At 24.2% G+C, this 13,455-nt stretch carries 13 protein-coding genes; 3 read left to right on the top strand and 10 right to left on the bottom strand.

The genetic code is table 11. The annotated features are described in order from the left end of the window. Positions 1 to 310 precede the first annotated feature (310 nt). Positions 311 to 580 (bottom strand): hypothetical protein, encoded by a 270-nt coding sequence (locus tag LRB30_RS04940; protein ID WP_231014655.1) that lies wholly within the window; start codon positions 578 to 580, stop codon positions 311 to 313. Continuing rightward, on the bottom strand, positions 571 to 1,311 hold the full coding sequence (locus tag LRB30_RS04935; protein WP_231014654.1) for a ParA family protein: 741 nt from the start codon (positions 1,309 to 1,311) through the stop codon (positions 571 to 573). The genes LRB30_RS04940 and LRB30_RS04935 overlap by 10 nt, the downstream gene beginning before the upstream one ends. A 1,620-nt stretch (positions 1,312 to 2,931) precedes the next feature. On the opposite strand from LRB30_RS04935, the gene LRB30_RS04930 reads away from it, so the two are divergent. After that, complete coding sequence (locus LRB30_RS04930) at positions 2,932 to 3,600, top strand: hypothetical protein (RefSeq protein ID WP_231014653.1); 669 nt, start codon at positions 2,932 to 2,934, stop codon at positions 3,598 to 3,600. A 936-nt stretch (positions 3,601 to 4,536) separates the two neighbouring features. Then, positions 4,537 to 4,833 carry a DUF5425 family lipoprotein gene (locus LRB30_RS04925; RefSeq protein WP_231019909.1) on the top strand — a complete coding sequence of 99 codons (297 nt, stop codon included), beginning with the start codon at positions 4,537 to 4,539 and terminating at the stop codon, positions 4,831 to 4,833. 143 nt (positions 4,834 to 4,976) lie between these two features. On the opposite strand, the gene LRB30_RS04920 is transcribed toward LRB30_RS04925, so the two are convergent. From LRB30_RS04920 to LRB30_RS04910, 3 genes are all read right to left on the bottom strand, one after another. Then, positions 4,977 to 6,089 carry a plasmid maintenance protein gene (locus tag LRB30_RS04920; RefSeq protein WP_231019907.1) on the bottom strand — a complete coding sequence of 371 codons (1,113 nt, stop codon included), beginning with the start codon at positions 6,087 to 6,089 and terminating at the stop codon, positions 4,977 to 4,979. Between the two features lie 155 nt (positions 6,090 to 6,244). Beyond that, positions 6,245 to 6,571, bottom strand: coding sequence for a hypothetical protein (locus tag LRB30_RS04915; protein ID WP_231019905.1), 327 nt, complete (start codon positions 6,569 to 6,571; stop codon positions 6,245 to 6,247). Between the two features lie 151 nt (positions 6,572 to 6,722). After that, positions 6,723 to 7,676 (bottom strand): hypothetical protein, encoded by a 954-nt coding sequence (locus tag LRB30_RS04910; protein ID WP_231019903.1) that lies wholly within the window; start codon positions 7,674 to 7,676, stop codon positions 6,723 to 6,725. A gap of 226 nt (positions 7,677 to 7,902) precedes the next feature. Between LRB30_RS04910 and LRB30_RS04905 the strand changes: the two genes are divergently transcribed. Further along, complete coding sequence (locus tag LRB30_RS04905) at positions 7,903 to 8,481, top strand: hypothetical protein (RefSeq protein ID WP_231019901.1); 579 nt, start codon at positions 7,903 to 7,905, stop codon at positions 8,479 to 8,481. Positions 8,482 to 8,622: 141 nt separating this feature from the next. Here LRB30_RS04905 and LRB30_RS04900 read toward each other — a convergent pair whose 3' ends face one another. The 5 genes from LRB30_RS04900 to LRB30_RS05900 form a co-directional block, all read right to left on the bottom strand. Then, the gene (locus LRB30_RS04900; RefSeq protein WP_231019899.1) at positions 8,623 to 9,306 is read right to left on the bottom strand and encodes a hypothetical protein; all 684 of its coding nucleotides are present in this window, start codon (positions 9,304 to 9,306) and stop codon (positions 8,623 to 8,625) included. Positions 9,307 to 10,317: 1,011 nt separating this feature from the next. Beyond that, positions 10,318 to 10,851, bottom strand: a complete 534-nt coding sequence (locus tag LRB30_RS04895; protein ID WP_231019897.1) for a virulence associated lipoprotein — start codon at positions 10,849 to 10,851, stop codon at positions 10,318 to 10,320. A 93-nt stretch (positions 10,852 to 10,944) separates the two neighbouring features. Beyond that, positions 10,945 to 11,094, bottom strand: coding sequence for a hypothetical protein (locus LRB30_RS04890; RefSeq protein WP_231019895.1), 150 nt, complete (start codon positions 11,092 to 11,094; stop codon positions 10,945 to 10,947). A gap of 996 nt (positions 11,095 to 12,090) precedes the next feature. Next, a complete protein-coding gene (locus LRB30_RS05905) occupies positions 12,091 to 12,552 on the bottom strand; it encodes a variable large family protein (RefSeq protein ID WP_273700321.1) in 462 nt (153 codons plus the stop codon). A gap of 62 nt (positions 12,553 to 12,614) precedes the next feature. Beyond that, positions 12,615 to 13,079, bottom strand: coding sequence for a variable large family protein (locus tag LRB30_RS05900; RefSeq protein ID WP_273700320.1), 465 nt, complete (start codon positions 13,077 to 13,079; stop codon positions 12,615 to 12,617). Positions 13,080 to 13,455: the final 376 nt, after the last annotated feature.

The raw sequence follows: 13,455 nt of genomic DNA, 5'->3' as shown, positions 1-13,455 counted from the left end.
AGGATTAGCATTGCTAATATTCAACTCTCTAAAGCTATAAATAATCTCAAGACAGTAACTTCATCACAGATTTTATAATTAAAAAATATTTTACTTATTTATATAAGTAAGCCCGAAAACCTTATTTTTGATTCGAAAATTATTGACTTATCTCTACTGAAGGAGAACCTCTATAATAACATTAAAGAATATATTCAAAGCTAAAATAGCTCTTATTTACTAATAAATTCATATCCACCCAAATTTCACAAAAATTATAGAGGAATAATTCCTTATTATTTTTTTATCAAAAATTTAAATAACAAAATTATTATTTTTTAGAAGCTTCTATATATTCCATAATTAAAGTTCTTATAAAACCAGAAGCTGTTAATCCCCTTTTGTCTAAAATAGAATAAAATTCAATCCAATATTCATATTTCAACCCCACACTTATTTGTTTGATCGTCATTTTTGATCTAATAGGCTTAACGTTTGAAATATTATTACTAATAACATCATCGTCACGAAAAGCAAATTTAGATTTGCTAACATTTTGTTTAATAATTTCTTCTAAATTAGCCTCTTTGCTTATAGGCATAAAGCATCTCCCAATCTTGAAAGTTCTAAAATAGATCTACTCTCAGGATAATAATCAAAAATCGACTTTTTATATAACTGAGATTCTGCTATTTTAGCATCTTGTCCAACCTCATAAAGATCATATCCAAAAGTTTTAAATTGCTCCAAGTGTAAATTATGTCTTTTAAAACTTTTATTAAGTAAATTGCAAATAATCTTCTCATGTGTAACCCTTTTTCTATAAGATTTTAACAAAGAATCAAACTCTGCTTTGAAAATATTTATTCCCTCAAGACTTAAAAATTCTGGAGTCAGTGGAGTAACAACTTCACACATTGCAAGAATAATTCTTCGCTCCCACAGCTCAAAACTGGGAGATAAATCAAAAATCGCAAATTCAAATCCCAATTTCTCCAATTCCAAGCAAAAATCATCTATCAAATATGGAAAATCTTGCAATTCATGTTGCACATCTCTTCTAAAAGTTCCACTCGGCACGCATGGCAAAATATAAAAATTCTTTTGTATTTGTCTTACTACCTGATCTATATCTACCTTCTTTAAAAGAAAATCTTTAATATCCAGCTTAAGAATTTCATGATTAAGAAACCATGTAGAAGAACTTCCTTGCTGTATATCACAATCAACTAATATAACTTTTCTTTCTTTAGATAAATAACTTGCAATATTCCCGCTTAGGGTAGTTTTCCCAACACCACCTTTTTGAATATGAAATGCTATTTTTTTCATACTAACTTCCTTTTAATTATTTTATATCATATATTAATTATTTTATATCATATATTAATTATTTTATATCATATATTAATTATTTTATATCATATATTAATTATTTTATATCATATATTAATTATTTTATATCATATATTAATTATTGCAATCTTTATCTATAAAGCCCCTTTTACAAAATTTTTCAACGAATTAAATCTGATATGGTTTTAAAAACTATCAAACTGCTATTTCTAAATAAAAAATTATAAAAATGTTTTTATGTCTCATTCTATGATAGGCTTTTTAGTTCCTTTCTTTTTACAAAAAGGATCTCATCCCTAAACCAACAAGAGCGTGCACACAACAAACTTAACTTTGTGAAATTCCTGTCTTAGTTTTTATAACTTAATTTTAGAGTTATATTTTTAATATTATTACTAAATAATTTATTTGATGAGAAATATATATATCTAATTTATGCAAAAAGGATCGATAACCATTTTGATTTATATTACAATTGTCTTAAAAGCTCCTAACATCCTAAATTATTAACATTGTTCTCAAACATTCCTTCTTTTTTACACATAAAATTAATTACTTGCGCTCTATATTGCTATATTTCTATAATTAACCACAAAGTAAAAAAATAATTTGTGTAAAAATATATCTTTGTTTTTTTGATAAATTTTTTAGCATTCTTTAAGTTTATTTTCGTGTTTTTTACTATTAGTTTTAAAAGTTTGCTTATTTTCTTACTCTTATGTTTAAGAACCCTTGTGCTCTATTCCTCTCTTTCAATTTCTCTAAAAACATTATTATATATAAAACCTAAGCCAATCCATGTATTACAAAAAGTTAAACTATAAACTTTTTTTAGTAATAGAAGCTCTTCTTTATATTTATTTAAATACTTAATAAGATTTTACTTATTTTATCATAATAATCTATCTTATTGCCTTAATATTGTGTTATATAAATCCTACAAATCTAAATACTCTTGAAGAGTATTTCTGCTGATTGACATTAGAATATATTCTGTATTTATAAATACTAATCTTCTCTATGTACTAAAAAATGTTTACCTTATGCTCTTTGCGAGAAAAAGCACTTTCAATAAATTTAATTATAATAAAAATCAAATTTATTTGTCGCTGAAATTTACTTACAATATTCAAACTTCTAAATTAATCAATAATCTAAAAATAATATCCTAAGGGCTTATAAGGAAAAAATATTCTAATCATTTAGATAAGTATTGCTGGAAACCTTATTTTTAGCCTAAGGCTATTCTTATTGATATTAGAAATCATACAATGCCGATATCATAAAAAGTATATTCAGCGCTTAAAAATAAACATATTTTACAAGCCTACCTTCCCACTGCAATTTTAAAGAACCTGCAAACGTATAATTCTTTGTTATTTTTTATTAATTTTATAAAAAGTCCCAAGAAATTTCTCTCTTAAGGACTTTTTATAAATGGTTAAAGGTTAAAGATAAATTAAAATTTATAACAGATTATTAAAAAAACAAAATTAAAAATATTTTTTTTATTTATAATGGATATTAATTGATATATAATATCAATTAATACATAGTATTATGTTAATATTATATATATATTTTTAAAGGATAAAAATGCAAAAAGAAATAACAATAAACTATAATGAACATACAATTGAGGGCATAAAAGGAACTTTCTTTGGAAATTCCCAATATGAAGCTAATTATCGAGCAAAAATAAATGGCTTTATAATTGACTTTTTTAAAATTCCTATAAGTTTAAAGAAAAAGTATGAACTTAATATTAAAGCCCTTAGCGATCCTAATTTTTCGTCTACAAATATTGCAATGAATTGCATAAATACTTTTAAACTTATAGTGGATATTGTTAATATGCAAACCGGAGAAAATTACGATTACAACACATTTATTACAAAAACAGAGACGGAAAAAATGCTTAAATATGGAACAAAAATAATTGCCGCACTAGCAAGACACTTCGACGAACAAAACAAAAACAATTTTAATGAAAGCTATTACGAATGGGAAAAAGGTTGGATAGATAAAAAATGGATAAATTATGAACCAACTTCAGAAGAAATAAAAGAAATTCAAACAATGAATCAAAAATTAAACTCTTTAAAGCTTAAAAATGAGAAAAAAACCCTTAACAAAGGTCAAATAAGGCTTTTAAAAGCCATTAATAAAATTGAAGATCGTCAATCACAACAACAACAGAATGCCAAACCAAACAGCAAAACTAAAAAATTAAAAGAAAATCATGGAGAAAGATCCAAAATTTAACACTTTACTTAAAGACGTTTAATTTTATTTATTATTATTAAATAATATTTACAAAATTAAAAAAATAAAATATTATATATGTAAGGTAGAAAACGATCTGCCAAAGGTCCCCAACACCCCTATTAATCCTCTCCAAATAAGATTAGGGGTAGGGACTTCTTTTTTTAAAAAAAATATAAAATATTTCGCGTATAAACTAACAAGTTTATAACAAATAGAAAAAATGAAAATCTAAAAAACATAAATTAACTAAAAATTTGCATTGTGAATGTAAAGTATAAAATTTTAATGATATTATTGGTAAGCCAATATTTCTAAATCAGAGATTCTAGCAACAAATCTTCGATTTATTTAATGAATGACAGCTGTCTCTTTCTTTTAAAGCTATATTTTTAATACCAGAAGAATCACTAAATGGTTTACTTACTAGAAAACATTTGTCTGTTTTATACAAATAAAACCCATAAAAAAATTAATTTATATAAAAATTGTCTTACACCCCTATACCAACATAAATTATTAATACTTTTATTTTGTTATACCAAAGTCTTACACACTCAAATACTTTTGAAAAATTTCTTTTGAGTTTGGGATATCAAAGATGAATTTTCAATTTTTATTTAAAAGAATGATAATAATCTAATGCATTATTTTGGGTTTATTAAACAATATTTTTACGTTTTTATTAGTTTATATTTATTTATAAGAATATATAATTTTCTCTAAATTTTGCTTTAAAAAATGTTTAATTTAGAGTATATTTTCTATGATTAAGATGCTTAAAAAAGTATAAATTTTAACTAATTGTATTATATTAAAAAATAAATTGGCTATATATTATAATGCTTAATTTCAAGATTTTGAAACATCTTTGCTCGTGCTTTGTAGTTTTTGTAAGTCGAATTTTGATTGTTAAAATTGGAGGAAAATAGATTTATGAACAAAAAATATATTATTTCATTATTATCTGTAATATTAACTTTCTTTTTGATATTGGGTTGTGATTTATCAATAAATAACGATCAAAACAAAGTAGATGGGACTTCTAATTTTAATAAAAAGAAATATATGGATAATTTGGATTATCAATGTTTGAGTAAAAAAGAGTCTGAGGTTAAAAATTCTCAAGTTAAATTGGATGAAAATAACAATAAAACTCGTTCTTATTATTCCCGAATATCTAATTTTTCAAATTTCCGTAATAAAACACATACATTTTGTCAAAGAAAATGATTAATTTTTCTTGACAAATAAAATAAGACTGCTTTGTTTGCAATTTAATTTTAAAAGCTTTTGATTTGGGTTTTAGCTATTAATTTTTCATATTCTTTTTAATAGAAATCCTTAAAAAACTTTTTATTATATAGAGATACTAATTAATTTTTATTAATTTTAATTTTGCTGATTCTTTTGAACCCTTTGTTGTTAGAAAAAAAAATACTTAATATTTTTTCGTTGTTATTAATTTTTTTATTTTTTTCTTCGTAGCTATTTTTATACTGTTCTTTTAGATTTTTATTTAAAAACTTTTTTTTAAATCTTTTTTCCCAAATTTCATTAAAGTCGTTTGTTTTATCGGTTTTTCCGTTCATCATCCATATTTTTTTACTATACTTATTTTTGAATTCTCGTATAAAGTGATTTGAAATGTCTTTTATTTTATATTCTTCTTTATATTTCTCTATTGCCAACTTTAGGTTTCTCAGTGCATTTACATAGGTTTTTTCATTGTTACTTATTTTGAGTATTTTTGTTATTTCTATTTTTTCTATTTTGTGTATTTTTATTAAACTGTTTTCAATATATTCTTTGTAAGAATGTTTTTTTATTTCCCTGTTTTCTTTTTCTATAGAATTCTTTATCTTATTTATATCTTTTATACCTTTAGGTATAACATCTGCAATTGATTCATCTGCAATTGAGTTTTTAGATTTTATATTTTTTATATTATTCTTTTTTATAGGATTGTTAATTTCTTTAGAAAAATCTGATACTATTTTTTTATCTTTTAAATATTCTTTTATTTTGGCATTAATTGCTTCCTGAATAATTGTAAAGCGATGTTTCCAAAGGCTTTTGTTTTGCATATAAAATGCAAAGCTTCCATTATCTTTGCCTAAATGTTTTAATTTGGTTGTTATTAATAGCAATTGGTTTAAAAATGATATATCATATTCTAAAGTCCTGATTGATATTTTTTTATTATCTTTTGAAAGACATTTATTAACTATATTGTATATTTCTATCGTGGAATATGTTTTAAGTTTGTTGGATTGAAAGTATTGTTTGTTTTTAAGTTCAATTGCCCAGCATACCTTGAGTATTCGTTGGTAGATGGCCTTTTTTTTAGTTAAATATGATTTTAGCCTTGAGTGTTTTAACTCTATTAAATTAGGGCTTGCGGTTTTTTGATTGTGATTTATAATTTCTTCTAATGTTATGAGATTATTAAAATTTGTATTGACATTATTTTTTATTTTTATTATCATTATCTTATCCTGGCTTCTGAAGTTAAATTTGTTGGAGTTTCAGAAGCTTTTTCAATTATTTGGCTTGCATTTTAAAGTCTGACCTTATTACAAACAAAATAATTAGTTTTTTACTATATTTTATAGCAATTTTTTTAAAATGTCAATATTATAGATTATAAAATATGACCTATCTTTTTTGAAGCAATTTGTATTTCATGTCTTGTAGATTTTCGGCTCATTATTTTTTTTGCTTGCTCAATTCTTAATTGAATTGTTTCTTTCATGCTATTTGTTATAGGTTTAGGTCTTCTAAAGTCCATTAGGAAATATGTGCAAAAATCTTCTAAAAGGTAAGGACGGTTGTCTACACGGATTGCACATTTTAAAATTTTTGATTTTTTAGATATAGTATTTTTGCTAATTGAAAGATTATAAGAATCTTCTAATATATTTTGGAATTCTTTTAAAGAATAAAGTCTTACCCCGTTAATACTTAACATAAATACCTCATAATTTCATTTTATTATATATTGTGTGTTAGTTTCAAGGATATTGGATTATATTTTGAATGGCTTTTGTTAGAGTGTTTTTTAAGAGCTATTAAATTATGTCTCTTAGGCAGATTGCAGCAATTTATCTTTCCAAAAAATATTACAATAATGTAATATTTTTAAGGAATGGGTTTGTACTTGAGGCTTGGTTTAAGTACTTTTTTTCAATTTTATGCTCTAATAAGGCGATGTCAATTCTAATGCAGCTATGTTCTTGTATAATATTGATATCATTTAATATAAAGTCTAAGTTATTTAAGTTTAAATTTTTAGTTAAAAAATTTGTTCTTTCTAAGAAGATTAATCTTATTTTGCCCCCCAATCCATTCTCATTTTCAATAAAAGATCTTAGTGTTTTTAGAATTTTTTGTTTATTGTTGATAGTTTTTATTTGATTTGAATTTGTTAAGATTAGTTCTTCGTAGATTTTTGTGCTTAGATTTAGTAATATTCTACTCGTTGTTTTAATGCTTACATTTAAATTTTCATTAGTTTTTATGTCTGCGGTATTAATAGTTTTGATATTTGAATAGCTGATTTTTGTTAAAAACGGAAGTTCAATGGTCTTGTCGATACCTTTTAGTAGTAAATTGACTTTTTGGTTGCTTGCTTTGTTTTCAAAAAGATAAGTATTGTTATTTTTTATAATAGGAATAAACGCATTTTCTATATTTTCTTTTCTATAAATAGAGCCAAGTATTTTAAGTTCGATTAGATAAATTTCGTATTTATTACTAGCTTTTAAATCAATTGTGTAAACTTTGACTACCATCATATCGTAAACTATTTTGAGCTTTTCTTCACTTACATAGTTAATATAAAATTCAAGCTCTCCCTTTAGAATATCTTTTGGTAATTTAGAAAATTCATTTGACCTTAATTGTAAACTAATCATTCCTCCTTTAAATGTTTTAAGCGCTATATTCTCTTTTGAATTTGTTTGAATATTTTTTTCAAAATTAAGTTCAAATTTAAAAGCTATTGGGTTGATAATGAAGATTTTTTTGTTTTTTACAAAGTAAGTATTAATAATTGACCTTGGGTCAGTATACACGATTTCTCCTATAGATGCACTTTGAAATTTATATAAATTGGGATTAGATATAGCCTAATCTTTTAAATTGATTTTTATTAGAACAACACCTAATAATAATAGTTTTTTAATTTTAATTCAAGTTGTAAAATTAGAATGTTTTTATTTGAATTGATTATATTCTTTAATTTTCTGATTTCTGAGAATTTTTTTAAAAATAAATATAAGATAAACTAAGGGGGTTTTAATGAATTCACAATTTATTTTAAAGTATTTTCTTTTGGTGTTTTTTTTAGTTTCTTGTCAAACTTATCAAATAGCTTACGATAGGTTTTCTCAAATATTAGATTCACAATATGATATTGGAGTAAATTATTCTAGAGATGGCATATTTAGGTCTGTAATTTCCATTAAATATGATAAATTGAAAAATAAAAAAGAATATTTTATTTTGGTTAGAGTTGAATCTAGAAATTTTAGTCAAATAAAGCCTGAAAAGATAATCACAGATACTAGATTTGAGGCTAAAGGAGAGCTAGTTTCAGAAGATAGCAAACGTGTTGTTTATTATAACGATTTTTATGATTCATATTTTCCTTATGATTACACAACAGTGATTACTGAAAAAAATATTAAGGTAGAAATTTATAAATTTATTATTTCAGAAAGCGAATTTATAAGATTTGTTGCCTTGGGGAATGATAATATAGCGGCATTTAGAATTTATGCGTTCAGAAATGATGTTATTGTAAGTTTTAATAAGATTCCTTTTAAAAAGTTTTTGGACGATTTTAATTCAAAAGTTCAATTGCTTGATGGCAGTTGACTTAAATTTAAATAATTTTCAAGACCAATCTGAACAATCATTTTGATAAAAGGATATAGATTAAGGGCGTTTAGTATAAATTTTTTGATATTAGTTTATTATAATATCGACTTTAAAGTGTTTTTAATATTATTTATTGTGTTAATTTTTTGAAAAATTAATGAATTCTAGTATAGCTTTTTCATTTTTCAGCAAGAATAGCCCTTCTCTTATTCCATTATGAAATTCTTCAAATGAAATTAATATTGTTTTTAAATTTTTATCTTTATCATCTATATTGTCATAATAAAATATAAAGTAAGGCCTTCCAGTAGTATCTTTAAAGCCAAGAAAATTTACAAATATTGCTTTTTCTTGAAAATCTGTTTTTAAATTATATGAATGACCATTTTTGTATAAAAAAATTCCATTTCCTTCAAGATTTTTGATTTCTAAATTGTTAATTGTATTTTTAATTTTAGTAAAACTCTCAATTGCTTGTAAAATATATTTTATTGATGAAAATTTGGCATAGTATATACGGTTATTGATTTGAAATTCTAAAAAGATTCCGCATTCATTTCCGGCTCTAATTACATCTTGCTCATTTTTAATAGAATTTGCAATTTTTTTGTCAATAACAAGATTGATTTTGAATGTAGAAATATGGTTTAAGGTTTTTACATTGTCAATTGCTAAATTTTCTGCTAGATAGACTTTATAATTAATAAATATCCCTTTTAGATTTTTAATCTTAGCCTGTTTAAATTCATAGTTTATACTTTGAGCATATATTGCAAAATTTTTAATTAAAAATATTAAGAATATAAAAGTTTTATTTTTCATTATACAACTTATTATATGATAGCAGTCTTGAATAATTTTAGTAAACTGTTTTTATCTATTAAGTCTGAAATTTATAAAAATTTTAGCTGTAACAGTAGTTTTTATTGATTTTTTAGAAAATATTTCTTTCAATATTTTGCAGAGATTTGTGTCAGATAGCAATCTGATGTTTCTAAATCAAGTATTATAAAAACAGCTTCTTGTTTTATTATGAATAGCTATAAAAAGACAGTAATTTTAAAGATTTATAAGAAAAAATATTTTACTTATTATATAAGCATTACTTAAGCGCTTATTTTGGCTTTGAATAATATTTGATTTTCTCTATATAAAAAGAAAACCCCTTAAAGATAAGAGGTTAATTTAAAAGAATGTATGGTATGAAGTAAATATTGATAATAAATTCTTTTAATTTTAAAAAAGGAGAATATTTAATACTCAATTATTAGTTCAATAATTGAGTATTACCATGTTTTTTAAAAATTTTTTTTAAAAAATTAGATTTTTGCAGAGAAAATCAAATATTATTCAAAGCCAAAATAAGCGCTTAAGTAATGCTTATATAATAAGTAAAATATTTTTTCTTATAAATCTTTAGGATATCGTCTTTGAATTATTGATGAATTTAGAAGGCTAAATATTGGGAGGAGCAAATTCTAATACTAAATGAATGTGATCATTATTATAATTGGATTTATTCAGAGTTCTTTTCTATAAAGAATATCAAACATAAAACATTAAAAATATGAGTGTGTATTATTGAAGATTTTATTTTTGGCTTAAAAGGCATTGTTTTTTTATCAGATTAGTTTATTATAGATGTCATAAAAAGAGAATATTTATAAAACCAATAAATCAATTTTACAAACTTATTTCCACCCAAAGTTTATATAAATTATAGGTTAAAAATTCTTTATGATCTTTGGTTTAAGCCTATCTTTATTGAAGATAGGCTTAAACATTGCGATAATTTCAATACATAATTTAAATGTTATTTATAATTGAAAATATTTAATTTATTAGGTTCTCTGCTTTTTTTCTTTTTTCTGCTAGTTGATTGTAAAGTGTGTCTGCATGAGATTTAAGCTTATTTTCATCTGTTCTTATATGATATTTATCACTTTTATAGTCTAATAAAAGTTGGTGCATCATTTTTGAAGCAGTTGTTGTTATGGATAATAATTTTTCAAATGAATCTTTAAGCTTTTTTAGATTTGAAATCTCTAGTTTTTCTAGATTGTCTTTTTTGGAATATAAGGGAGCAGTCAAGTTTGCAAGAGCGTATCCAAGTGCTTCAAGCTCGTTGAATATGCCTTGCATTTGTCCTGATAGCATTACAATTTCTGAAAATTTCCTTAATTGATTATCATCAATAGTATTTAAAATACTGTAAGTGTTTTTTCTATATCTTCTTGCTCTCTCGGTATCAGCGGCCACCTTTTCACCTGTTGATGATGACCAACCCAAGGTTTTAAAAGCTTCTGTTCCATATTGTTCTTTGGGTTCTTCTTTCAACTTTTTTTCATATTTTTCGTTTATCTGCATGTGCTTTGCCTATTAAATTTCTTAAATCATTAATCAATGTGTTTTTAGGGTTTGTATGGTGGTTTTCTTTTTGATTCGGGCCTTCTTTTTGAGTTAGATTTGCTTCTTGGGTTTTAATTTTTTATTGGATTTTATTCCTTTTTTACTAGATTGATGCTTCAGGTTTTTTTGTATAGTGTTAAAATCTGTATTGCAAGCTAAAAATAGAAAAACAAATAAGCTGGCAATGATTTTATGTTTCATAAATATTCTCCTTACTTGAAATCTAAAATTAAATATAATACAATATTCAATATAATCCAGTATTAAATATAATATTATATTTAATTAAATATAGAGTATTGAAATTATCATAATGATATTTTTCTTTAGAGATATTTTATAGTAATTTAAACTTTTTAAAAATTATTTTGACTGATTTTTATTAAATTTGTTAATAATAGATTTGTTTTGACTCTGAATATACTTTTTTGATCATAATATCAAAAGAATATTCCCCAATAGAGATATGATTCCAAATCAAAAATAGGGGGTTAAGCAATAATTAAGTATTATTGGTAAAGAGAAGATGAACCTCTAGTCCTATGTATTTATTTCTATTTTAGCAGCCAATATTAGTTGATAATTAATAGAATATATAAATGATAATAAAGCCTATAATTACACAGAATATATCCCAAAATCAATCAAAAGAAGTTATAAAAGTATTTGGAAAAGAGTTGACTGGTATTCATATAAGTATGAAGCACTTTTTATTAAGCAAACTGTCAATTAAAGTTGTGTAAAAGGAAATTTTTGGAAATCTTACATTAATTACTTTTAAATGCAATTCTTTTAAAAGCATATGCCATTAATAATAATCTATTGATATTATTACTAAATTTAATATTATAGACATAGCAGTTTGATTGTTATTAGAATTCGATCATTATGTTGTTTAAATTTATTAACAATCTAAAAATAGTATCTTAAAAGTCTATGAGAAGATATTTTATTTGTTTGAGTGTCATTATTGAAAATTTATTTTTAGTTTGAAATTTATTATCTTTTTACCAGAGGAATTTTGGGATATTATGAAAAGCATATTTAAAATAAATAAATTAATTTTATAAGCTTATACCCCTAAATTTTTATGTAAATTATAGGCTAAAAATCCTTTTTAATTTTTAGTAAAACGCTAAGTCTACCCTTTATTAAGGGTAGACTTTTGGATTATTATAATAATTTTTACTATATAACTTAAAGGCTATTCTTGGCTATTTTTGTTAAGCTTTCATTAATAGCTTCTAGTACTAACTTAGATAAAGCTTCAACAGTTTTATTAGCAGCATTATTAACAAGAGATCTAATATTATCACCATCACCACTTGGTTTTCGACCCATTTTCACAGCAAATTTCCCGTTCTTAGCCATTCCTCTCAAAACAATAGCAGCAGCAATCTGAGTATCTTTTTCCATATTACCCTTGAATGCAGTAGCATCCGAATCGTCATTTCCTCCAATGGCAGCTTCAATCGGATTTGTAGCTTCATACGCATTCTTCCCCTTTGGCTCCTCACCACCACTTTCAACAGTCTTAGCAGCAGCAACAATAGATCCTAATATCTGTTCTCCACTAACATTTTTAATAGCCTCAGTGGCCTTTTTAATATCAAATGGATTAGCTTCTCCTCCAATCTCAGGTGTGGAAAATGACTTCATCAAAAACTAGACCACCTTTATCACCCTGCTTCCCAGAGAACATCTTGCCCGCTTCCTTGTTGTTACTTTCTTTCGCTGATTGGCTTTGTAGATTTATCGGCTTCAACTTTTAATTTATCAGCAATACCAGCAGCTTCAACAATCTTCTTTATTCCTTTAGCAATCTCAACAACACTTTTTACATCGGCTTTGGTTGCTACATTACCAATACTCTTAACCTCGACAACTTCTCCCATAGCTTCAGTTACGGTTTCGGCTACATTTTCAACAATGGTATTAGCAGCACCTATCATTTTTCTCATCATATCGTTAATTTTACTTATTTCATCATCAATAGGGTTTACTGTGCTATTATCTTCTTTAGTAGTATCAGTATTCTTTCCCTCGGTTGTCTTGCCATCTTTTTCACTAATGAATTTAGCAAGTTTGTCTTTGGACTTATTTAATGTTTTAGCCATGCTATTAAAATAATCTTTTACCTCAGATTTTTTGGGATTTGACTTAAGGCTTAGAAAGCCATTAATCAACCCATCAAAGGAAGTAAATTTTTAGGATTTGTATTGAATTAATAGCTTTTCTAGTATCGCTTTTACAGTTGATAAGAACAAGAAAAGTTATTGTAAAAATTGCACTTGATATTTTTTTCATATTAGTCTCCTTAATAAAAAATATAGGAATATTATCTTAACTAATATGCCCCTCCTTTAGTTTCAAGTATATAGCATATTATACAATATATAGCATATTATACAATATATAGCACTATTTTATATATAAATAGTATAAAAGAATTTAAAGAAAAGAATTTAAAGAAAAGAATTTAAAGAAAAGAATTTAAAGAAAAGAATTTAAAAATTTATAAAAAGATTTAGTACTAGAACAAAAGAGTTGTTTTTTTACAAA

This window comes from Borreliella americana, assembly GCF_021043605.1.
Lineage (GTDB): Bacteria > Spirochaetota > Spirochaetia > Borreliales > Borreliaceae > Borreliella > Borreliella americana.
Note: the sequence above shows the minus strand (reverse complement) of the source record. Positions and strands in the feature narration are given on the sequence as shown.

What these genes read in the sequence shown, in the direction of transcription:
- LRB30_RS04940 (WP_231014655.1), bottom strand. Translation starts at nt 580, where the DNA reads ATGCCTATAAGCAAAGAGGCTAATTTAGAAGAAATTATTAAACAAAAT.
- LRB30_RS04935 (WP_231014654.1), bottom strand. Translation starts at nt 1,311, where the DNA reads ATGAAAAAAATAGCATTTCATATTCAAAAAGGTGGTGTTGGGAAAACT.
- LRB30_RS04900 (WP_231019899.1), bottom strand. Translation starts at nt 9,306, where the DNA reads ATGAAAAATAAAACTTTTATATTCTTAATATTTTTAATTAAAAATTTT.
- LRB30_RS04890 (WP_231019895.1), bottom strand. Translation starts at nt 11,094, where the DNA reads ATGAAACATAAAATCATTGCCAGCTTATTTGTTTTTCTATTTTTAGCT.
- LRB30_RS04925 (WP_231019909.1), top strand. Translation starts at nt 4,537, where the DNA reads ATGAACAAAAAATATATTATTTCATTATTATCTGTAATATTAACTTTC.
- LRB30_RS04905 (WP_231019901.1), top strand. Translation starts at nt 7,903, where the DNA reads ATGAATTCACAATTTATTTTAAAGTATTTTCTTTTGGTGTTTTTTTTA.
- LRB30_RS04895 (WP_231019897.1), bottom strand. Translation starts at nt 10,851, where the DNA reads ATGCAGATAAACGAAAAATATGAAAAAAAGTTGAAAGAAGAACCCAAA.
- LRB30_RS04920 (WP_231019907.1), bottom strand. Translation starts at nt 6,089, where the DNA reads ATGATAATAAAAATAAAAAATAATGTCAATACAAATTTTAATAATCTC.
- LRB30_RS04915 (WP_231019905.1), bottom strand. Translation starts at nt 6,571, where the DNA reads ATGTTAAGTATTAACGGGGTAAGACTTTATTCTTTAAAAGAATTCCAA.
- LRB30_RS05905 (WP_273700321.1), bottom strand. Translation starts at nt 12,552, where the DNA reads ATGAAGTCATTTTCCACACCTGAGATTGGAGGAGAAGCTAATCCATTT.
- LRB30_RS04930 (WP_231014653.1), top strand. Translation starts at nt 2,932, where the DNA reads ATGCAAAAAGAAATAACAATAAACTATAATGAACATACAATTGAGGGC.